This is a genomic window from Variovorax paradoxus (assembly GCA_016806145.1).
Lineage (GTDB): Bacteria > Pseudomonadota > Gammaproteobacteria > Burkholderiales > Burkholderiaceae_C > Variovorax.
The window spans coordinates 4,991,796-5,011,348 of record CP063166.1; the positions used below are offsets into that span (position 1 = coordinate 4,991,796).

Below are 19,553 nucleotides of genomic sequence, written 5' to 3' on the forward strand. Positions count from 1 at the left end.
CACGGCCGTCACGCGGCTGTCGTCTGGCGGACTGCGTGCGCCGACCCGGCTCCTTATCATCGGTGCCATGTACCACGCCCTCCGTCCCTCGCGCAGCGAATTCGTGCCCGTGCGCAACCTCCGCTACCACGTGCGCCTCTGGGGCCAGCCCTCGGCCGAGCGCCCGCCGCTGGTGCTGGTGCACGGCTGGATGGACGTGGCCGCCTCCTGGCAGTTCGTGGTCGACGCGCTGGCCGAGGAACGCTTCATCGTCGCGCCCGACTGGCGCGGCTTCGGCCTCACCGACGGCGGCGGGGTCGACAACTACTGGCTGCCCGACTACCTGGCCGACCTCGAATGGCTGCTCGACCACTACGCGGGCGAAGGCGAGGCCGCGCGCCCGGTCGACCTCGTGGGCCACAGCATGGGCGGCAACGTCGTCATGCACTACGCGGGCGTGCGGCCCGAGCGCATCCGCCGGCTGGTCAACCTCGAGGGCTTCGGCATGCCCGCGCGCCAGCCCGAGGAAGCGCCCGCGCGCTACGGCCAGTGGATCGACGAACTCAAGCGGCTGCACCGCGGCGAACTCGAACTCGCGGGCTACTCGGCCGTCGACGGCGTGGCGCGCCGGCTCATGAAGACCAACCCGCGCCTGTCGCAGGACAAGGCCGACTGGCTCGCGAGCCACTGGTCGGCCAGCCGCGCGCAGCCCGACGGCAGCGCGCGCTGGCAGATCCTCGGCGAGGCCGCGCACAAGGTCATCAACGCCAACATCTTCCGCGTCGACGAGGTGCGCGCGCTCTATGCGCGCATTGCCGCGCCCACGCTGATGATCGAGGCCGCCGACGACAGCCTGCAGGGCTGGTGGAAGAGCCGCTACACGCTCGAGGAATTCCACCAGCGGTTGGCCTCGGTGCCCTCGGTGCGTATCGAGCAGCTGGCCGATGCCGGCCACATGCTGCACCACGACCAGCCGCAGCGGGTGGCGAAGCTGATCGAGGATTTCCTCGCGGATTGAACGATTCCGTTCACACCGAGCTTGTCGAGGCTGCACCCCGCCTTCGACAAGCTCAGGCCGAACGGATCAGGGCGAGCAGTGCTTCACAACCGTTCAGGCTGAGCCTGTCGAAGCCCGCGCCCCGCCTTCGACAAGCTCAGGCCGAACGGTAGCGGGCACTCAGCCCTCGCGATTCACCGCCCGCCGCAGCGCCGCGCGCGCCAGCAGCCGCGTCGAATCGAGCGTCGGCAGCGCCGAGTTCGCATCGCTGATGATCAGCGGGATCTCGGTGCAGCCCAGCACCACCGCGTCGCAGCCCTCCTGCGTCTTCATGCGCTCGATCACGCGCTGGAAGCTCGCCACGCCCTCGGGGCTGAAGATGCCGTTGACCAGCTCGTCCATGATCACGCGCCCGGTCTCGTCGCGCTCTTGCGCGTTGGGCCTGCGGTACTCGAGGCCGCGCGCCGCGAGCCTGGACGGATAGACCTCGCTGTCGACCAGCCAGCGCGTGCCCGTGATGCCGATGCGCCGGAAGCCGCGCCGCACGGCCTCGTCGGCCGCCACCTCGGCGATGTGCAGCCAGGGCAGCGGCGAACGCGGCGCAACATAGTCGAAGGCCTGATGGATCGTGTTGTCGGGGCAGATCAGGAAGTCGGCACCCGCGGCCTGCAGCTTGCGCGCCGAAGCGAGCATCAGCTCGCCCACGCCGGCCACGTCGCCCGCATCGAGGCAGCGCACGTAGTCCGCGAGCGAGGGCGTGTGCATCGACACCTCGGGGTGTGCGTGCGCACCGAGCAGCGCGGCGCCCTCCACGCAGATGGTCTTGTAGCAAAGGGCCGCGCCTTCGGCGGAGCAGCCCACGATTCCGATGTGTTGTGTCATGCCAGCGATCCTATGACCGCTGTCCGCATATGCAAGCTTACGAATATTCGTTCGCATGCGCGGCAGCGGCTCCTAGAGTGCCCGGTTCAGTTCTGGAGCCCCTCTCTCATGCGCCCTCTCGCCCTTTCCCGCCGCCTGGCCCTTGCCGGCGGTCTCGCCCTCGCGCTGGGCCTCGCCAGCGCGGCCCAGGCCGCCGACCTGCGCGTCGGCTTCATGCCGGGCCCGTACCGCGACGCCTTCACCAAGGGCATCGAGCCCCAGCTCGCCAAGCTCGGCTACACCGTCAAGTACGTCGAGTTCAGCCAGGGCGTGCAGCCCAACGACGCGGTCGAGCGCGGCCAGATCGACGCCAACATCTTCCAGCACACGCTCTACCTCAACGCCACCAACCAGCAGCAGAACTTCGACCTGGTGCCGATCGTCCACGTGCCGACGCCGCCGATGGGCCTCTATTCGCAGCGCCACAAGTCGCTGGCCAGCGTGCCCGACGGCGCCACCGTCACGCTGCCGGCCGACCCGGTGAACGCAGCGCGCGCGCTCAACATCCTCGCGGCCATCGGCTGGGTGCAGCTCAAGACCGGCGTGAACCCGCTGAGCGTGTCCGAGCGCGACATCTCGAGCAACCCCAAGCGCCTGAAGCTGGTGCCGCTCGATGCCGCCCAGGCACCGCGCTCGCTGGCCGACGCCGACCTCGCCGCCGTGCAGGGCAACTTCGCCGTGGCCTCGGGCCTCAAGCTCACCGAGGCGCTCAAGCTCGAGGACATGACCCTGCCCTACGTCAACGTGGTGGCGGTCAAGCGCGGCAACGAGAAGGCGAAGTTCGCGCAGGACATCGTCGCGGCCTACCAGTCGCCCGAGTTCCAGCGCGTCTTCCTCGCCAATCCCGTGTGGGCCGGCTACCGCCTGCCCGACTACTTCTCGAAGTGATCGCCCGATGAGCGGCTCCGCCACCCGCGGCGCGCCTCCCCGGCGGCTGCACCTGAACGTCAACATCCTGCACTCGGGCTTCGTGCCCTCGGCCTGGCGCCTGCCCGAGGCCGACCCCTGGGCCTTCGCCGACATCCAGCACTACATCCGCACCGCGCAGATCGCGGAAGCGGGCAAGCTCGACGCGATCTTCCTGGCCGACAACGCGGCCATCGTCGACCAGATCCACTTCCGCCCGATCACCGCGCTCGAGCCCACCATCCTGCTGGCCTGCGTGGCCGCGGCCACCACCCATATCGGGCTGATCGCCACCGCCTCGACCAGCTACAACGAACCCTACAACATCGCGCGCCGCTTCTCCACGCTCGACCACGTGAGCAATGGCCGCGCCGGCTGGAACATGGTGACCACGGCCGACCTGCCCTCGGCGCGCAACTTCGGCCTCGAGGCCACGCCCGACCACGCGAAGCGCTACGCGCGCGCCTCGGAGTTCGCCGACATCGTGAAGGCGCTGTGGGACAGCTGGGAAGACGGCGCCTTCGTCGGCGACAAGGCCTCGGGCAGCTTCGTCGACGCCGCCAAGGTGCACCCCATCGCGCACCACGGCGAGCACTTCGCGGTGCAGGGCCCGCTGAACCTGCCGCGCGCGCCGCAGGGCCATCCGGTGCTGGTGCAGGCCGGCGCCTCGGCCGATGGGCGCGAGCTCGCCTCGCGCCATGCCGAGGCCGTGTTCTCGGCCTCGCAGTCCTTCGAGGAATCGCTGGCCTATGCACGCGCCCTCAAGACCCGCGCGGCCGAACTGGGCCGCGGCCCCGACGCGGTGAAGGTGCTCGCGGGCCTCACCACCATCGTGGGCGGCACCGAGGCCGAGGCGCTGCGCCGCCGCGACGAGCTGGTCGACCTGATCCCGTGGGACTACAGCCTGACGCGCATCGCGGGCACGCTGGGCATCACGCCCGATCGCCTGAAGCTCGACGAGCGCCTGCCCGAGAACCTGCCGCTGCCCGGCAATGGCAACGGCAACCACACCTTCTTCAATGCGGTGGTGGCGGCGGGCCGCACCCACGGCTACACGGTGCGCCAGCTGATCCGCGAGCTCGCGGGCGGCGGCGGCCACCGCGTGATCGTGGGCACGCCCGAGCAGATCGCCGACGACATCGAACACTGGTTCAAGGGCGGCGCGGCCGACGGCTTCAACCTCATGCCCGATGCGCTGCCGCACGGGCTCGAGCATTTCGTCGACGGGGTGGTGCCGATCCTGCAGAAGCGCGGGCTGTTCCGCACGGAGTACGAGGGGCGGACCCTGCGCGATCACCTGGGGCTGGCGCGGCCCGAAGGGCGGACGGCGCAGCGGTTGGCGGCTTAAGAGAGGCGTTCGGGGCTGGCTTTGACAAGCTCAGCCCGAACGGTCGGGGAGAAACGGTTGAGGAGGAAAACGGTTGGGAGCGCTTTCCCCCACCGTTCGCCCTGAGCTTGTCGAAGGGCAGCCACCGCCTCGAAACTCAGCCCTCGTCGGCGTCGTTCCCCGTCAGCGACAGCACCTCTTCGACGAAGGCCTCGAACCCCGGCAGCGCCGCATGCGGCAGCGCGTCGTCCGCGCCCTCGCCGTCGTCGAAGCACACCCGGGCCCGCCCCACCGGCAGCGCGACCCATTCGCCGGCCTCGAGCAGCAGGCCCAGATAGCCCTCGCCCTCGGGCACATAGAACAACCCGGCCTGCCCGAGCACGCGAACCTCCTCGCCCGCGAGCGGCGCGGGTGCGTCCTCGCGCCCCCATCGCACGCCCTGCGCGGCCAGCCGGTCGGTGATCCAGCCGTCGCACACATGGGTGTCGCTCCAGCTCGCTTGCGCATCGAACACGGCCAGCACGGGCATGGGAAGGTCCCTCTCAGGAAAATGGTTGGTTTATTGCAGGAAGCTGGGCTTCGCGTAGCCCTGGAACTTCGTGTCGACCACCGCCTTGAATTCCTTCGAGTGGTAGGCCTCCACGAGGTCCTTGGCCCAGGCGGTGTTCTTGTCCGCGGTCTTCACGGCCACGACATTCAGGTAGTAGTCGGGCGTCTTCTCGAGCACCACCGCTTCGGTGAGCTTCAGGCCCGAGGAGATCGCGAAGTTGCCGTTGATGATCGCGTACTCGGTGTCGCCGAGCGAGCGCGGCAATTGTGCAGCCTCGAGCGGAATGAACTTCAGCTTCTTGGGGTTGTCGGCCACGTCCTTCTCGGAAGCGCGCAGCGGATCGACGCCTTGCTTGATCGTGATCAGCTTGTTCTGCTCCAGCAGCACCAGCGCGCGCGCCAGGTTGCTCGGGTCGTTCGGCAAGGTCACGCGGTCGCCTTCCTTCAGGTCGGCCAGCGTCTTGCGCTTGGTCGAGTACACGCCCAGCGGCGCGATCGGGCCCTGCACCAGCTCGGCCAGGTCCAGCTTCTGGTCGGCCGCGAATTTCTTCAGGTAGACCTGGTGCTGGAAGAAGTTGGCGTCGAGCGAACCCTGCGCCAGCGCGAGGTTGGGCTGCACGTAATCGTTGAACTCGACCAGCTTCACCTTGTAGCCCTTCTTCTCGAGGATCGGCACGATGCCTTGCTTGAGCTGGTCGATGTTCGAGCCGGCGGTGCCGCCGATCGTGAGGTTCTTCTTGGCGTCCTGCGCCTGCGCCGGCAGCGAGAGGCCGCCGAGCGACAGCGCGGCGAGGGACAGGGCGAGGACGGAACGGCGCAGCAGTGCGGTGGTCATGACAAGAGGCTTTGCAGGAAAGAAAGAGAAAAGGAACGGGAGAAAAAACGAATCAACGCTTGTCGAGCCTGCGCGCCGCGGTGTTGCCGACGAATTGCAGGATCTGTACCAGCACCACGAGCAGCGCCACGGTGAGCACCATCACGTCGGTCTGGAAGCGGTAGTAGCCGTAGCGGATGGCCAGGTCGCCGATGCCGCCGCCGCCCACCACGCCGGCGATCGCCGAGTAGGAGAGGAAGCTCACCGCGAGCACCGTGAGCGCCAGCACCAGGCCCGAGCGGGCCTCGACCACCAGCACGCGCCAGACGATCTGCAGCTCCGAGGCGCCCATCGCATGGGCGGCCTCGATCACGCCGCGCGGCACCTCGCGCAGGCACTGGTCGACCAGCCGCGCGAAATAGGGAATGGCCGCGAACGACAGCGGCACCGCCGCGGCCAGCGGCCCGATCGAGGTGCCCGCGATGACGCGCGTGAACGGCACCAGCGCCACCAGCAGGATGATGAAGGGGAAGGAGCGCACCGTGTTCACGAGCCAGTTCAGGATCAGGAACGCGGGCCGGTTGGCGAGCGACTGGCCCGGGCCGAGCAGGAACAGCAGGATGCCCAGCGGCCCGCCGATCAGCACCGCGGCCGACAGGCCGATGGCCAGCATCATGAAGGTCTGGCCGGTCGCGACCCAGAGCTCGGGAAGGATGGGGGCGATGTTCTCAAACATAGGCCACCTCCAGCGCGCTGCGTTGCGTCGAAATCGGGGCGCCGGCCGAGGCGCCTTGCTCCGCCTCGCGGGCTTCGCGTGCATCGCGTTCGCGGCGCCGCACCAGCTCGTCGATCTCGCGGCCCAGCGCGGTCTTGCGCGCCTCGCTCGGCGCGGCGTCGACCTCGAACTGCTCGACCAGCCGGCCCTTCTCGAGGATCGCCACGTTGCGGCACAGCACCTCGACCACCGACAGCTCGTGCGTCACGATCACGATGGTCACGCCGATCTTCTGGTTGATGTCGCGCAGGGTCTCGAGCAGCGAGCGCGTGGTCTCGCTGTCGAGCGCCGAGGTGGGTTCGTCGCACAGCAGCACCTGCGGGCGCGGCGCCAGCGCGCGGGCGATCGCCACGCGCTGCTTCTGGCCGCCCGAGAGCTGGGCCGGGTAGGTGTCGATCTTTTCCGACAGGCCCACCAGCGCCAGGCATTCGCGCACCCGGGCATCGATCTCGGCGCGCGAGTGGCGGCCGTGGATCTTCAGCGGGAAGGCCACGTTGTCGAACACCGTGGCGTTCTGCAGCAGGTTGAACTGCTGGAAGATCATGCCGATGTTCTGGCGCGTGTCGCGCAGCTCGCGGCGCGACAGCGTCGTGAGGTCGCGCCCGCCGACCAGCACGCGGCCCGCGTCGGGCCGCTCGAGCAGGTTGATCAGGCGCAGAAGGGTCGACTTGCCGGCGCCGCTCTTGCCGATCAGGCCGAACACGTCGCCCTGCTGGATGTCGAGCGACAGCGAATGCACGGCGTCGAAGACCTCGCCGCTGGGCAGCGCGAAGGACTTCTGCACCGACTGGAGGCGGATGACCGGTTCCGCGCTGCCGCGGGCCGGGTCGGACGATGGGTTGCTCATGTCTGGGGGAACCAAGGAACGGATGCGTGCGGCCGCCAGGAAAAACCATCGGCCACGGATTCGCAAAAAGGTGCCGAGTATGAAAAGAAAGGCTTCGAAAGGGAACGAACAAATCGGGCGATGCTTATTCCCGAAACCACATAAAGAAGCACCAGCGTTCAACCGCATACACCATAAAGCGAGCAGGGGCTCCCCATATGGATATGCGCATTGGTTCGTTCCCATCGCGCCCGCCTGCTGCCACATTCGCGCCTTTCTTTTTCGAGCGCACAGCGCCACCCCAACCATGCACAGCATCCTTCGCCGCCGCGGCCTCCTTGCCGCCACCCTGGCGGCTTCCCTCCTCGGCGGCATCGCCGGCGGCGCCCAGGCCCAGGACAACAAGAACACCGTCAAGGTCGGCATCTCGGTCGGCAACGCCGAGCAGATCTTCGAAGTGGTGAAGAAGGTCGCCGCCAAGGACGGCCTCACGGTCCAGGTCGTGGTCTTCAACGACTACCAGCTGCCCAATGCCGCGCTCGCGGCCGGCGACCTCGACGCCAACGCCTTCCAGCACCAGCCCTTCCTCGACAACCAGATCAAGGCGCGCGGCTTCGACCTCGTGCCCGTGGGCCTGACCATCACCGCGCCGCTGGGCTTCTATTCGAAGAAGCTCAAGAGCATCGACCAGCTGCCCGAGGGCGCCGCGGTCGGCATCCAGAACGACCCGTCGAACGGCAACCGCGCCTTGCTGCTGCTGCAGCAGGCCGGCCTGATCACGCTCAAGCCCGAGGCCGTGAAGAACAACACCGCCACCCCGCTCGACGTGGTGACCAACCCCAAGAAGCTCAAGCTGGTGCCGCTGGACGCCGCGCAACTGCCGCGCTCGCTCGACGACCTCGCGATCGCCTCGATCAACAACGACTACGCCGAGAAGGCCGGCCTCTCATTCAACAAGGACGCCGTCATCAAGGAATCGCCCAAGGGCCCCTACGCCAACCTGATCGCCGTGCGCCGCGCCGACAAGGACAAGCCCTGGGCCAGGCGCCTGGTGGCGGCCTACCAGTCGCCCGAGGTCAAGAGCTTCATCGAGACCCAGTTCAAGGGCGCATTGGTCCCCGCGTTCTGACGACTTGATCCCTCCCCCTCTGGGGGAGGGCCGGGGTGGGGGCACCGGGCCTGTGCATCGGCCGGGCAAGGGCAACCGCCCGGCGCCCCCATCCCGACCTTCCCCCAGCGGGGGAAGGAGACAGGCCCTCATTCCCCGCGCGCCGAGGCGCAATCCAGGGCCTCTGCCGGCCCCCATCCCCGTCCATGAGAAAATCGTCGGTTTCCCCTCACACAGTCAGGACACCCCATGGACGCAGAACAAATCAACCAGATCGGCGCAACGCTTGCGGACCTGAGCGTGCGGACGGTGGATCTCCGGAGGTATCTTTGACTACGATGCCAAAGCCGAACGTCTGAGGACGGTCAACGCATCGCTCGAAGATCCCAACGTCTGGAACGACCCCAAGAAGGCCCAGGAGCTGGGCAAGGAAAAGAAGTCGCTCGACGACGTCGTCGTCACGCTCGACCGCCTCACCAGCGGCCTGTCGGACAACACCGAGCTCTACGAGATGTCGAAGGAAGACGGCGACGTCGACGGCCTGCAGGCCATCGCCGATGACGCCGCCACGCTCGAAGCCGACATCAAGCAGCTCGAGTTCCGCCGGATGTTCAACAACCCGGCCGACCCGCTGAACGCCTTCGTCGACATCCAGGCCGGCGCCGGCGGCACCGAGGCCTGCGACTGGGCCAGCATGCTGCTGCGCCAGTACACCAAGTACGCCGAGCGCAAGGGCTTCAAGATCCAGCTCGAGGACGAGACCCCGGGCGACACCGCCGGCATCAAGAGCGCGACCATCAAGGTCGAGGGCGACTACGCCTTCGGCCTGCTGCGCACCGAGACCGGCGTGCACCGCCTCGTGCGCAAGTCGCCGTTCGACTCCTCGGGCGGGCGCCACACCAGCTTCGCGAGCATCTTCGTCTACCCCGAGATCGACGACTCCATCGAGATCGAGATCAACCCGGCGGACGTGCGCACCGACACCTTCCGTGCCAGCGGCGCGGGCGGCCAGCACATCAACAAGACCGACTCGGCCGTGCGGCTCACGCACATCCCGACCGGCATCGTGGTGCAGTGCCAGGACGGCCGCAGCCAGCACAGCAACCGCGACGTGGCGTGGAAGCGCCTGCGTTCGCGCCTGTACGACCACGAGATGCGCAAGCGCCAGGAAGAGCAGCAGAAGCTCGAGGACAGCAAGACCGACGTGGGCTGGGGCCACCAGATCCGCAGCTACGTGCTGGACAACAGCCGCATCAAGGACCTGCGCACCAACGTCGAGATCTCGGCCACCCAGAAGGTGCTCGACGGCGACCTCGACGTGTTCATCGAAGCCTCGCTCAAGCAGGGCGTCTGATCGCTCGCCGGTCGCATCCCTTCCTTCTCGTCACCACCGCAACCACCCGCGCAGCCCCGCATGAATCTCAACGGCAAGGTCGAAGCCCTTATCTTCGACATGGACGGCACCATGATCGACTCCATGCCCTGGCATGCGCGCTCGTGGGTCGAGTTCGCGCGGCGCCACGGCGTCGACCTCGATGTGAGCGAGATCCTCGCCCGCACCACGGGCCGCACCGGCGTGGAGAGCATGTGCGAGCTGTTCGAGCGCGAGCTCGCCGACGACGAAGCGCGGGCCATGGTGCACGAGAAGGAAGAGATCTACCGCGCCCTGTTCACCGACAACTTCACCGAAGTGGCCGGCTTCACCGCCTTCGCCAAGGCCGCCGTGGCGCGCGGCCTGAAGGTGGCCGTGGGCACGGCCGGCGACCGCCACAACATCGAGTTCGCCATGTCGCGCCTGAAGATGGACCCGCTGCCGCTGGCCATCGTCGGCGGCGACGAGGGCTTCAGCGGCAAGCCCACGCCCGCCATCTTTCTCGAGGCCGCCCGCCGCATCGGCGTGGCGCCCGAACGCTGCATCGTGTTCGAAGACGCCCCCTTCGGCATCGAGGCCGCGCGCCGCGGCGGCATGCGCGCCGTGGCCGTGTGCAGCACCCACAGCGCCACCGAACTCGCCGGCCCCCACGTGATCGCCGCCGTGCGCGACTACAACGAACTCGCCCATTCGAATTTTCTGGAGACCCTCGATGCCGTTGCTGCCTGATTTCAGCGGTGCCCAAGCCGCACCGAACGCCATCCGCCGCGAAGACTACGCACCGCCGGCCTTCTGGATCGACACCGTCGACCTCACCTTCGACCTCGACCCGGCCAAGACCCGCGTGCTCAACCGCATGCGCCTGCGCCGCAACCCCGACGTACCGGCGCAGCCGCTGCGCCTGGACGGCGACGAGCTCAACCTCGCGCGCGTGCTGGTCAACGGCCAGGGCGCCTCGTTCCGCATGGAAGGCGACCAGCTCGTGCTCGACGGCCTGCCCTCGGCGGAAGACGGCTCCTTCGAGCTCGAGCTCTTCACCACCTGCTGCCCCATCAAGAACACCAAGCTGATGGGCCTGTTCGTGAGCGAGGACACCTTCTTCACGCAGTGCGAGGCCGAGGGCTTCCGCCGCATCACCTACTTCCTCGACCGGCCCGACGTGATGGCGATGTACACCGTCACCCTGCGCGCCGCCAAGGCCGCCTACCCGGTGCTGCTGTCGAACGGCAACCTGGTCGAGCACGGCGACCTGCCCGAGGGCCGCCACTTCGCCAAGTGGGTCGACCCCTTCAAGAAGCCCAGCTACCTGTTCGCGCTGGTCGCGGGCAAGCTGGTGGCGCGCGAGCAGCGCATCAAGGCGCGCAGCGGCAAGGAACACCTGCTGCAGGTGTACGTGCGCGCCGGCGACCTCGACAAGACCGAGCACGCGATGAACTCGCTGATCAACTCGGTGCTGTGGGACGAGGCCCGCTTCGGCCTGCCGCTGGACCTCGACCGCTTCATGATCGTGGCCACCAGCGACTTCAACATGGGCGCCATGGAGAACAAGGGCCTGAACATCTTCAACACGAAGTACGTTCTGGCCAACCAGGCCACCGCCACCGACGCCGACTACGGCAACATCGAGAGCGTCGTCGGCCACGAGTACTTCCACAACTGGTCGGGCGACCGCGTGACCTGCCGCGACTGGTTCCAGCTCTCGCTGAAGGAAGGCCTCACCGTCTTCCGCGACCAGGAATTCAGCCAGGACCTGTGCGCCGACGCCTCGGCGCGCGCCGTCAAGCGCATCGAGGACGTGCGCGTGCTGCGCACCGCCCAGTTCCCCGAAGATGCCGGCCCCATGGCCCACCCGGTGCGGCCCGACAGCTACATCGAGATCAGCAACTTCTACACCGTCACCATCTACGAGAAGGGTGCCGAGGTCGTTCGCATGATGCAGACCCTGGTGGGCCGCAAGGGCTTCGAGAAGGGCATCACCCTCTACTTCGAGCGCCACGACGGCCAGGCCGTGACCTGCGACGACTTCGCCCAGGCCATCGCCGACGCCAACCCCGACTCCGAACTCGCGCGCCTGCTGCCCCAGTTCAAGCGCTGGTACAGCCAGGCCGGCACCCCGCGCCTGAAGGCCAGCGGCGTGTACGACAGCGCCAACCGCAGCTACACCCTGAGCGTGCTGCAGAGCTGCCCGCCCACCCCGGGCCAGCCCAACAAAGACCCGTTCGTCATTCCGCTCAACCTCGGCCTGCTCGACGCCAGCGGCCGCGAGCTGCCCGTGCAGCTCGAGGGCGAGGCCGAAGGCAGCGCCGGCACCCGCACCCTGGTGCTGTCGCGCGCCGGCGAGCAGTTCACCTTCACCAACCTCGACGCCGAGCCCGTGCCCTCGATCCTGCGCGGCTTCAGCGCGCCGGTGATCCTCGACTTCGAATACAGCGACGCCCAGCTGCTGACCCTGCTGGCCAACGACCCCGATCCCTTCAACCGCTGGGAAGCCGGCCAGCGCCTCGGCCTGCGCGCCGCGCTGCAGGGCATCGCCGCGCTGGCCACCGACACCACCCCGGTGCTCGGCGAGGCCTACCTCGAGGCCATGCGCAGCGTGCTGCGCCATCCGCAGCTCGACCCTGCCTTCAAGGAGCTGGTGCTCACCCTGCCGTCGGATACCTACATCGCCGAGCAGCTCGACGTGGTCGATCCGCAGCGCGTGCACCTCGTGCGCGAAGCCATGCGCGCCCAGCTCGCCACCGCCCTCTTCGGCGACTGGCAGCAGGCCTACGAGGCGCACCACGACACCGGCGCCTACAGCCCCGATCCGCTGAGCTCGGGCCGCCGCGCCCTGGCCGGCATGGCGCTCAACTTCCTGTGCCTGGCCGCGCGCTCCTCGGGCGACACCGTCTGGCCCGGCAAGACCCTGCAGCGCTTCAAGGACGCGGGCAACATGACCGACCGCTTCAACGCGCTCAACGCCCTCGTCTCGTCGGGCCACACCCTGGCCGCGCAGGCGCTCGCGCGCTTCCATGCCCTGTTCAAGAACGAGGCCCTGGTCATCGACAAGTGGTTCTCGCTGCAGGCCGGCGCCAGCGACCGCGGCGGCGACATCCTGCCGCTGGTGAAGCAGCTCATGAAGCACCCCGACTTCTCGCTGAAGAACCCCAACCGCGCGCGCAGCGTCATCTTCAGCTACTGCAGCGCCAACCCCGGTGCCTTCCACCGCCCCGACGCCGCCGGCTACGTGTTCTGGAGCGAGCGCGTCATCGAGCTCGACGCCCTCAACCCCCAGGTGGCCGCCCGCCTCGCGCGCGCCCTCGACCGCTGGAGCAAGCTCGCCGAGCCCTACCGCAGCGCCGCGCGCGAAGCCATCGCGCGCGTGGCCGCCAAGCCCGACCTGAGCAAGGACACCCACGAGGTCGTGACCCGCGCCCTGGCCGGCAGCTGACCGGCACCACCGCAACGCATCGAAGAGAAACAGAAGAACCCTCATGGCTCAACAGAAGATTTCCCTCACCCGCTACCTCGTCGAACAGCAGCGCGCCGACGGCCTCATCCCCGGCCAGCTGCGGCTGCTGCTCGAAGTGGTGGCCCGTGCCTGCAAGAGCATCAGCCAGGCCGTCAACAAGGGCGCCCTGGGCGGCGTGCTCGGCACCGCCGAGAGCGAGAACGTGCAGGGTGAGATCCAGAAGAAGCTGGACATCATCGCCAACGAGGTCCTGATCGAGGCCAACGAATGGGGCGGCCACCTCGCCGCCATGGCCAGCGAGGAGATGGACAGCATCTACGTCGTGCCCAACCGCTACCCGCAAGGCGAGTACCTGCTCATGTTCGACCCGCTCGACGGCAGCAGCAACATCGACGTCAACGTCAGCATCGGCACCATCTTCAGCGTGCTCAAGAAGCCCGACGAGCACCCCGGCGTGCAGGAGGGCGACTTCCTTCAGGCCGGCACCCAGCAGGTGGCGGCCGGCTACTGCATCTACGGCCCGCAGACCACCCTCGTGCTGACCGTAGGCAACGGCGTCGCCATGTTCACCCTCGACCGCGAGCAGGGCAGCTTCGTGCTGACGCAGGAAGACATCCAGATTCCGCCCGACACCAAGGAATTCGCGATCAACATGAGCAACATGCGCCACTGGGACGAGCCCGTGAAGCGCTACATCGACGAATGCCTGGCCGGCAAGGAAGGCCCGCGCGGCAAGGACTTCAACATGCGCTGGATCGCCAGCATGGTGGCCGACGTGCACCGCATCCTGATGCGCGGCGGCGTGTTCCTGTACCCCTGGGACAAGCGCGAGCCCGAGAAGGCCGGCAAGCTGCGCCTGATGTACGAGGCCAACCCCATGAGCTGGCTGGTGGAACAGGCTGGCGGCGCCGCCACCAACGGCAAGCAGCGCATCCTGGACCTTCAGCCCACCAAGCTGCACGAGCGCGTCAGCGTGATGTTGGGTTCGCGAAACGAAGTCGAGCGCCTGACGCAGTACCACGCTCAAAAGCCCTGAAAACCTGGCTATAATCGCAGGCTTCGCCGGTGTAGCTCAGTCGGTAGAGCAGCTCATTCGTAATGAGAAGGTCGGGTGTTCGATTCATCTCTCCGGCACCAATCTAAAAAGCCCCGCTATTGAAAAGATAGCGGGGCTTTTTTCCTTGTGGCAGCCTCATGTCTCGTCGCTCGATTCATATGACGCGCGTGTTTCACACCTCCTTGCCCAAGAGCAAGCGCCTCGTCGGTGTCATCGCCGTCGCCCTGCATCTGCTCAGCGCTTCGCCGGCTTACGCCCAGCCCAAGGTCTACCGATGCGAGGCAAACGGCAAAGTCTCCTACTCAGACGCTCCCTGTGTAGGCGCCAAAGTCATCGACGCAACGCCGACCCAAGGCATGGACAAGATGGGCGGGAGCTCTCGCAAGGGCCGCGAAGTTCAGCAAGATGAGTTTCATCGACAGTTCGACAAGGCTCTGCGCCCCTTGCACGGGCGCTCACACGAAGAGATGAACGTTGCACGCCGCCGCGTGCACCTTCCGGCGGGCGATCAGGCGCAGTGCAGCCATCTTGATCGACAACTGACCGCCCTGGAAGCCGACGCAAGTCGTGCGACTGGAGAGGCAAAACCCAAAGCAGACGTAGAGCTCTACAAGGCGCGCAAGCGCTTTTTCAACTTGAAGTGCTGAGCACTGCAAGTGCATCGAGACTCCCACTAAGGCTCGATGGTGCGCAGTTTCTCGACCAACCCATCGTTTTTCAGCTTGGCGTGCTCACCGTAGTGCACTTCACGGTGGCACGTCGGGCAAAGCGCCGCGACGAATCGAGGATGGTCAGGACCGCCATCTGAAACGCGGGTGGTGTGGTGGGGTTCCAAGTAGTGATCCCCGCCCTTCCGTTTGAACGGCGCGGGCTGCTCACAGAGCTCGCAGCACCCGGCGGCGCGCAACAGAACGTAGTCTCGAACCGTGCGGCTGCGTTCATAGACCGCCCGCGATCCACTCTTACTGTTGATCGAGCCATCGACCTTGGCAGCAGCAATCGCTCTGCGTCGTGCCTCTTCCAACGAGAGATCCTCCGACGCATCGATCTCATCCAGGAGTTCTCGATGCTCCAGATGGCCAATTGGCACCAGCCTGAACACAATCGCATTTCGATCCAAGCCATCCGTGTCTGGCTTCACGATCCACTCGTGCCCGCCATAGACAAACTCGCCGACGTAACGCTGCGCCCCCTTCTTCAACGTGCGGAAGAGATGGAGCGCCTTCGCGTTCATTGAGTGCTGCAGGATCGCTAGGTTGCCACGCGTCATCTTCATGTCACCGCGCTGTCCCTCGCCCGTATAGAGAAACGTGCCGTCGTCCTCGGGGTGATCAGCGTACCCATGACGGGTACCGCTATGCCCTGCGAACAAAAAGATCAACGGATAGAGCGAAGACGATGAGATGCCACTTTGCCAGCCGCCGCCATACGGCTTGTGAAGCTCCGATCGTCGGTCGTAGATTTCACCGATCACAAAAGACGGCGACACATGGCTTGGATCGGGCACAGACACGTCTTTCTACGGCGGCGACTCGTGGCAGAGAAGGTTGATAACGTTTATGAATATACGTTAACTAAACCTTTCCAACCTCGAGGCCCCCTACGCATCTTCCCCTTGAGGCATTGCGGTCGCGTACCTCAAGCCCGCTTGACGCTAAGGTTCGTGAACACTCCCGCGACAAATGTCAATCACCCGGAGTGACGTTCACCTCTCCGCCTCGCCCTCCTACGATCCTCCCAAGCAAAGGGGCCAAGAGGATCGAAATGCCACAGTACTGCGTCAACAAGACCGCACAACTCAATGGCGACCATGAGGTACACGCACAGGGGTGCATTTTTTGGCCGCATCCGGTGAACACGCTGTCGCTCGACTGGCACGAGGACTGCCGTTCGGCGATGCAGACGGCGCGGGCGTTCTATCGGCAAGTCAACGGCTGCCGATACTGCACGCCGGCCTGCCACACGGGGCCACGCGCGTCGAACGACGACATCGGGCCGATCAGCTATCGCGGTGCATCCAAAGAAGATTCGGGGCCGGAATTTGTCTCGGCCCAATCGCTGCGTTTGCGTGAGATCAAGCAGCGCCTGGGCTGCTGAGCGCGCCCGGGCCGCGAAGGACCTGAGGCGCCACCTCCTGCAGCAGGCATTCAGCGTCGCGTGTGAGGTCGCTGGCGATCCACAACATCATGTCGCGCCGCCGCGGGCCTATCTCCTCGAACCATTCGCTGCCCATGCCGTAGCAACTGCTCAGCAGCGCATGCAGTTGGGACAACTTGTTCTCGAGTAGATCGAATGCATCCGGCGTGGTGGGCGGGATGAACGCGGAGGGCGCGGGGGCGCCGGCCATAATCTCTTCAGCCATTTGGTGTGCTGCCTTTCCAAAGATGTGCACGTCACTTGGTTAGACGGCCGGGGTGTTAGCGCACCTCGGCCGTCGCCTTTTGTGCCTCGCCTTTGCGCTTGCTAGGGGAGCTTGCGCGGGGCGTGACCCCTTGGAATGTAGGGAGAGAACGAGGACCAGGCTAGGCCCTTGGGGTGAACAATTGTGGACCCGGCGATTTGGTTGGCGCGGTCGTGACAAGCGCGCAACTCAGCGCGACATCAACGCCCGAAACCGCTCGAAGTAATCCCCACTCCACCGCCCATAAACCTCCGCATCGAGGTTCTCGATCCTGTAGAGATCGTTCGCATCGAAGTGCGAGAACAGACAGCGCAACATGCCCAGCATCACCCAGTGCGCGAGCCGGCGGTCCTCGGGGCTCACCTCGTCCTGGCCCAGCACGCATTCGATGTCGGCGATGAGCGGCACGAGCAGGGCCTCGTCGAACACGCGGTCCTTGAACAGCGCGTGGCAGAAGGTGCCTTCGATCTCGTCGTTCTAGTTGTTGCGCAGGCTCTCGCGCGCGGCCTCGATATCCGAGCCCCCTGTGCCTGGCGGCTTTCCGGCCCGTGGATTCATTCCTGGTTCCGCCCGGATGGAACGCGCCCTTCGACGCGTTGTTCTTCGAGAAGACTGGCCGTGGTTGCCTTGCAGATTGGCGAGGTGCCCTGCAAAGTTTCGCCGGCGCGCCACGCACGCCGGCCTGCACGCGCGGTGCTCAGGCTTCCTTGTTTTCCTTGATGTTCCAGCCGAGCTGGGTTTCGGCGCCCTTGCCGCCCTTGTCGGTCTGTTCCCAGTACTGCTGCTTGACCTTGGCGGCCTGGAACGCGTACTGCACGAACACCGCGTCGCTGCCCTGCTCGGCCGTGTACTGCACCGAGGTGACCAGCACTTCCTCGAGCGTCACGCGCGTGTATTCGATCTGCGAGCCGCCGGCCTTGCATACCGACACTTCCACCTTGCTCAGGTGCTTGCCGCTGGCGCAGTTCTTCAGCACGGCCGGTGCCGCCTTGTCGATGCGCGCGAGCACCTGCAGGTCGTTGAAGCTGGCCTTGCCCACGCCGCCACCGCCACCGCTGACCATGTTGCCGGGCTGGGTCGCGCCCCATGCGAAGGACCTGATGTCCGTCCAGTCCTTGTGGTTCGCGTCCTTCGATTCACCATTCGCGCCTTCGACGCGCATGAACATGTCTACCGCCATGAGCTGCTCCCGTGTTGCGTTGAAACCGCCCGAACGGTAGGTGAAGCGCGACGGGCTCGCCAGTGCAGAAGGTCACGGCGAAAAAAGCACTACGCGCTCGGAACCTGAAGACCAATCGATTCTTTCAGGGGCTTTGCGCGCGAAGGCCGAAACGAGGCGACACAAAAAAGCCCGTCATCTCACGATGACGGGCCTGCGTTGGCGACAGCTAGTTGCCGGTTCGCTGCGCCTCCGCGAGCCAGCGCGCGACGAGCGCCGGCACCTGCTCGGTCGCCTTGCCGCGCATGAAGACGAAGCCGCGCGGCACCTGCTCCATCTCGAGCGACACCAGCACCTTCTCGGCACTCTGGTGCGCATAGCGCGCGAGCGAGGCGGCCGGTTGCACCGCGAGCGAGGTGCCCACCACCAGCACGCGCGCGGCGGTGGTGACGTGCATCAGCGCCTCGTCGAAATGCTGCACCGATTCGCCGAACCACACGATATCGGGCCGCAGTTGCGTGCCGTCTTCGCACAGCCGGCCCATCTCGATCGGCGCGCCGTCGATGCGATAGCGATGACGACGGGGCGAAGTACCGCGCGCATACGCGAGCTCTCCATGGATGTGCAGCACCTGCGTGGAGCCCGCGCGCTCGTGCAGCGCATCGACGTTCTGCGTGACGATGACCACCTCGTAGGCCGGCTCGAGCGAGGCGATGGCCGCGTGCGCCGCATTGGGCTGGGCCGCCCAGGCCTTCTGGCGGCGCTCGTTGTAGAAGGCCTGCACGGTCTCGGGATGGCGCTGCCAGCCCTCGGGGCTCGCGAGCTCCTGCCACGGGTGGTTGTTCCACAGGCCGTTGGCATCGCGGAAGGTGGGCAGGCCGCTTTCGGCGCTCACGCCCGAGCCCGAGAGCACGACGATCTTGCGGGGTTGAACGGTGGTTGTCATGAAGAGGACTCCGAGGGGAACAAGAAGAGCACGACGGCATCGAACGCTCGCCGTGAGAATGCCAGAAGCACGCCGCGGCGCCCTCGCACCGGCCGCACACGCACCTCCACACACGCCATGAACCGCACCACCCCTTCGACCCGACCGCTGCAGCGCTTCTACCTTCTCGCCGTCGCCCTCGTGGTGCTCCTCGGTTGCTGGGTCGCGCCGATCGACACACCCGCGCGCGCACAGGTCGAGGACGGACTCAAGCGCGCCCTCACCACCTTCGCCGCCGCACGCGCGCTCGGCGCGGTGGTGTCGGTGGCGCAAGGCACGCAGGTCGACGCCACGCCCGGCGGCATCGGCGTGAGCCTCGCGCCGGGCCAGGCGCTCAAGCCGCTCAACGAACTGATCGAACAGTTCGCGGCCATCATGCTGGCGGCCAGCGTGTCCTTCGGCATCCAGCTCGTGCTGCTCAAGATCGGCGCGCATGCGTACATGTCGGTGCTGGTCTGCGCTGTGGCACTGGCATGGATCGCCTGGCGCTGGCACAGCGGTCGTTCGCCGCGCTGGCTGCAGTCGCTGTTGATCGGGCTGCTGCTGGTGCGCTTCGCGGTGCCGCTGTCGGCCATGGCCAACGAGGCTCTGTACCGCGTCTTCATGGCCGACGAGTACCAGTCGGCGCTCGCGCTGATCGAGAAGTCTCCGGCCGCCGTGGTCGACACCACGCAGGAGGCGCAGCCCAATGCGCAGGAGGGCTGGAAGGAACGCATCGAACGCTGGCTGCCGAAGCTGCCGAACCTCAAGGCCACCTACGACCAGATCATCCGCTCGGCCTCGGACTGGGCCGAGCGCATCGTGAAGCTGATCGCGCTGTTCGCGCTGCAGACGGTGGTGCTGCCGATCGCGCTGTTGTGGATGGCATGGCGGGTGGCGCGGGCGCTGGTGCGCGAGCCGGCCCGGGCCGCATGAATTGCCCCACG

21 protein-coding genes and 1 tRNA gene are annotated in these 19,553 nt (G+C 66.8%); 12 read left to right on the plus strand and 10 right to left on the minus strand.

The window, feature by feature from the left end:
- Nucleotides 1–67 precede the first annotated feature (67 nt).
- Nucleotides 68–997, plus strand: coding sequence for an alpha/beta hydrolase (locus tag INQ48_23215; protein QRF56249.1), 930 nt, complete (start codon nucleotides 68–70; stop codon nucleotides 995–997).
- Between the two features lie 159 nt (nucleotides 998–1,156).
- Here INQ48_23215 and INQ48_23220 read toward each other — a convergent pair whose 3' ends face one another.
- Nucleotides 1,157–1,858, minus strand: a complete 702-nt coding sequence (locus INQ48_23220) for an amino acid racemase (protein ID QRF56250.1) — start codon at nucleotides 1,856–1,858, stop codon at nucleotides 1,157–1,159.
- A gap of 108 nt (nucleotides 1,859–1,966) precedes the next feature.
- On the opposite strand from INQ48_23220, the gene INQ48_23225 reads away from it, so the two are divergent.
- Nucleotides 1,967–2,785 (plus strand): methionine-binding protein, encoded by an 819-nt coding sequence (locus INQ48_23225; protein QRF56251.1) that lies wholly within the window; start codon nucleotides 1,967–1,969, stop codon nucleotides 2,783–2,785.
- A 7-nt stretch (nucleotides 2,786–2,792) separates the two neighbouring features.
- The gene (locus INQ48_23230; GenBank protein QRF56252.1) at nucleotides 2,793–4,151 is read left to right on the plus strand and encodes an LLM class flavin-dependent oxidoreductase; all 1,359 of its coding nucleotides are present in this window, start codon (nucleotides 2,793–2,795) and stop codon (nucleotides 4,149–4,151) included.
- A gap of 136 nt (nucleotides 4,152–4,287) precedes the next feature.
- On the opposite strand, the gene INQ48_23235 is transcribed toward INQ48_23230, so the two are convergent.
- From INQ48_23235 to INQ48_23250, 4 genes are read right to left on the minus strand one after another with little or no spacing between them, the layout of a single operon-like run.
- A complete protein-coding gene (locus INQ48_23235; GenBank protein QRF56253.1) occupies nucleotides 4,288–4,659 on the minus strand; it encodes a hypothetical protein in 372 nt (123 codons plus the stop codon).
- Between the two features lie 30 nt (nucleotides 4,660–4,689).
- Nucleotides 4,690–5,514 (minus strand): metal ABC transporter substrate-binding protein, encoded by an 825-nt coding sequence (locus INQ48_23240; GenBank protein QRF56254.1) that lies wholly within the window; start codon nucleotides 5,512–5,514, stop codon nucleotides 4,690–4,692.
- A 52-nt stretch (nucleotides 5,515–5,566) separates the two neighbouring features.
- Nucleotides 5,567–6,229, minus strand: a complete 663-nt coding sequence (locus tag INQ48_23245) for an ABC transporter permease (GenBank protein QRF56255.1) — start codon at nucleotides 6,227–6,229, stop codon at nucleotides 5,567–5,569.
- Nucleotides 6,222–7,115, minus strand: a complete 894-nt coding sequence (locus tag INQ48_23250) for an ATP-binding cassette domain-containing protein (GenBank protein ID QRF56256.1) — start codon at nucleotides 7,113–7,115, stop codon at nucleotides 6,222–6,224. The genes INQ48_23245 and INQ48_23250 overlap by 8 nt, the downstream gene beginning before the upstream one ends.
- A gap of 286 nt (nucleotides 7,116–7,401) precedes the next feature.
- Here INQ48_23250 and INQ48_23255 point away from each other — a divergent pair, with 286 nt between their 5' ends.
- The 7 genes from INQ48_23255 (at nucleotide 7,402) to INQ48_23285 (ending at nucleotide 14,729) form a co-directional block, all read left to right on the plus strand.
- Complete coding sequence (locus tag INQ48_23255) at nucleotides 7,402–8,223, plus strand: MetQ/NlpA family lipoprotein (protein QRF56257.1); 822 nt, start codon at nucleotides 7,402–7,404, stop codon at nucleotides 8,221–8,223.
- Between the two features lie 228 nt (nucleotides 8,224–8,451).
- A protein-coding gene (gene prfB / locus INQ48_23260) for a peptide chain release factor 2 (protein ID QRF56258.1) occupies nucleotides 8,452–9,556 on the plus strand; the annotation gives its coding sequence in 2 pieces (ribosomal slippage) (nucleotides 8,452–8,532 and nucleotides 8,534–9,556; 1,104 coding nt in all).
- Between the two features lie 60 nt (nucleotides 9,557–9,616).
- Nucleotides 9,617–10,303, plus strand: coding sequence for an HAD family phosphatase (locus tag INQ48_23265; protein QRF56259.1), 687 nt, complete (start codon nucleotides 9,617–9,619; stop codon nucleotides 10,301–10,303).
- Nucleotides 10,287–13,004 (plus strand): aminopeptidase N, encoded by a 2,718-nt coding sequence (gene pepN / locus INQ48_23270; GenBank protein QRF56260.1) that lies wholly within the window; start codon nucleotides 10,287–10,289, stop codon nucleotides 13,002–13,004. Before INQ48_23265 ends, pepN begins: the two co-directional genes overlap by 17 nt.
- Nucleotides 13,005–13,047: 43 nt before the next feature.
- On the plus strand, nucleotides 13,048–14,061 hold the full coding sequence (locus INQ48_23275) for a class 1 fructose-bisphosphatase (protein ID QRF56261.1): 1,014 nt from the start codon (nucleotides 13,048–13,050) through the stop codon (nucleotides 14,059–14,061).
- Between the two features lie 25 nt (nucleotides 14,062–14,086).
- Nucleotides 14,087–14,162 (plus strand) — tRNA-Thr (locus INQ48_23280).
- 78 nt (nucleotides 14,163–14,240) lie between these two features.
- Entirely contained in the window at nucleotides 14,241–14,729 is a 489-nt protein-coding gene (locus INQ48_23285) for a DUF4124 domain-containing protein (protein ID QRF60854.1), read from the plus strand.
- 26 nt (nucleotides 14,730–14,755) lie between these two features.
- Here INQ48_23285 and INQ48_23290 read toward each other — a convergent pair whose 3' ends face one another.
- Nucleotides 14,756–15,589 carry an HNH endonuclease gene (locus INQ48_23290; GenBank protein QRF60855.1) on the minus strand — a complete coding sequence of 278 codons (834 nt, stop codon included), beginning with the start codon at nucleotides 15,587–15,589 and terminating at the stop codon, nucleotides 14,756–14,758.
- 257 nt (nucleotides 15,590–15,846) lie between these two features.
- On the opposite strand from INQ48_23290, the gene INQ48_23295 reads away from it, so the two are divergent.
- The gene (locus INQ48_23295; GenBank protein ID QRF56262.1) at nucleotides 15,847–16,179 is read left to right on the plus strand and encodes a hypothetical protein; all 333 of its coding nucleotides are present in this window, start codon (nucleotides 15,847–15,849) and stop codon (nucleotides 16,177–16,179) included.
- Here the strand turns inward: INQ48_23295 and INQ48_23300 are convergent.
- From INQ48_23300 to INQ48_23315, 4 genes are all read right to left on the minus strand, one after another.
- Nucleotides 16,157–16,429: a hypothetical protein gene (locus INQ48_23300; protein ID QRF60856.1), complete on the minus strand. Its 273-nt coding sequence runs from the start codon at nucleotides 16,427–16,429 to the stop codon at nucleotides 16,157–16,159. The two genes, INQ48_23295 and INQ48_23300, sit on opposite strands and share 23 nt — an antisense overlap.
- Nucleotides 16,430–16,672: 243 nt before the next feature.
- Nucleotides 16,673–16,912 carry a hypothetical protein gene (locus INQ48_23305; GenBank protein QRF56263.1) on the minus strand — a complete coding sequence of 80 codons (240 nt, stop codon included), beginning with the start codon at nucleotides 16,910–16,912 and terminating at the stop codon, nucleotides 16,673–16,675.
- Nucleotides 16,913–17,180: 268 nt separating this feature from the next.
- Nucleotides 17,181–17,663: a type VI secretion system tube protein Hcp gene (locus INQ48_23310; protein QRF56264.1), complete on the minus strand. Its 483-nt coding sequence runs from the start codon at nucleotides 17,661–17,663 to the stop codon at nucleotides 17,181–17,183.
- A gap of 208 nt (nucleotides 17,664–17,871) precedes the next feature.
- Entirely contained in the window at nucleotides 17,872–18,588 is a 717-nt protein-coding gene (locus INQ48_23315; protein ID QRF56265.1) for an NAD-dependent deacylase, read from the minus strand.
- A gap of 117 nt (nucleotides 18,589–18,705) precedes the next feature.
- On the opposite strand from INQ48_23315, the gene INQ48_23320 reads away from it, so the two are divergent.
- The gene (locus INQ48_23320; GenBank protein ID QRF56266.1) at nucleotides 18,706–19,542 is read left to right on the plus strand and encodes a hypothetical protein; all 837 of its coding nucleotides are present in this window, start codon (nucleotides 18,706–18,708) and stop codon (nucleotides 19,540–19,542) included.
- Nucleotides 19,543–19,553 lie beyond the last annotated feature (11 nt).

Bases quoted from the DNA above. Each gene is read 5' to 3' on its own strand.
- INQ48_23275 (QRF56261.1), top strand. From the start codon at position 13,048: ATGGCTCAACAGAAGATTTCCCTCACCCGCTACCTCGTCGAACAGCAG.
- INQ48_23250 (QRF56256.1), bottom strand. From the start codon at position 7,115: ATGAGCAACCCATCGTCCGACCCGGCCCGCGGCAGCGCGGAACCGGTC.
- INQ48_23230 (QRF56252.1), top strand. From the start codon at position 2,793: ATGAGCGGCTCCGCCACCCGCGGCGCGCCTCCCCGGCGGCTGCACCTG.
- INQ48_23255 (QRF56257.1), top strand. From the start codon at position 7,402: ATGCACAGCATCCTTCGCCGCCGCGGCCTCCTTGCCGCCACCCTGGCG.
- INQ48_23245 (QRF56255.1), bottom strand. From the start codon at position 6,229: ATGTTTGAGAACATCGCCCCCATCCTTCCCGAGCTCTGGGTCGCGACC.
- INQ48_23315 (QRF56265.1), bottom strand. From the start codon at position 18,588: ATGACAACCACCGTTCAACCCCGCAAGATCGTCGTGCTCTCGGGCTCG.
- INQ48_23215 (QRF56249.1), top strand. From the start codon at position 68: ATGTACCACGCCCTCCGTCCCTCGCGCAGCGAATTCGTGCCCGTGCGC.
- INQ48_23295 (QRF56262.1), top strand. From the start codon at position 15,847: ATGCCACAGTACTGCGTCAACAAGACCGCACAACTCAATGGCGACCAT.
- INQ48_23300 (QRF60856.1), bottom strand. From the start codon at position 16,429: ATGGCCGGCGCCCCCGCGCCCTCCGCGTTCATCCCGCCCACCACGCCG.
- INQ48_23285 (QRF60854.1), top strand. From the start codon at position 14,241: ATGACGCGCGTGTTTCACACCTCCTTGCCCAAGAGCAAGCGCCTCGTC.
- INQ48_23225 (QRF56251.1), top strand. From the start codon at position 1,967: ATGCGCCCTCTCGCCCTTTCCCGCCGCCTGGCCCTTGCCGGCGGTCTC.
- INQ48_23265 (QRF56259.1), top strand. From the start codon at position 9,617: ATGAATCTCAACGGCAAGGTCGAAGCCCTTATCTTCGACATGGACGGC.
- INQ48_23320 (QRF56266.1), top strand. From the start codon at position 18,706: ATGAACCGCACCACCCCTTCGACCCGACCGCTGCAGCGCTTCTACCTT.
- INQ48_23310 (QRF56264.1), bottom strand. From the start codon at position 17,663: ATGGCGGTAGACATGTTCATGCGCGTCGAAGGCGCGAATGGTGAATCG.
- INQ48_23240 (QRF56254.1), bottom strand. From the start codon at position 5,514: ATGACCACCGCACTGCTGCGCCGTTCCGTCCTCGCCCTGTCCCTCGCC.
- INQ48_23235 (QRF56253.1), bottom strand. From the start codon at position 4,659: ATGCCCGTGCTGGCCGTGTTCGATGCGCAAGCGAGCTGGAGCGACACC.
- pepN (QRF56260.1), top strand. From the start codon at position 10,287: ATGCCGTTGCTGCCTGATTTCAGCGGTGCCCAAGCCGCACCGAACGCC.
- INQ48_23220 (QRF56250.1), bottom strand. From the start codon at position 1,858: ATGACACAACACATCGGAATCGTGGGCTGCTCCGCCGAAGGCGCGGCC.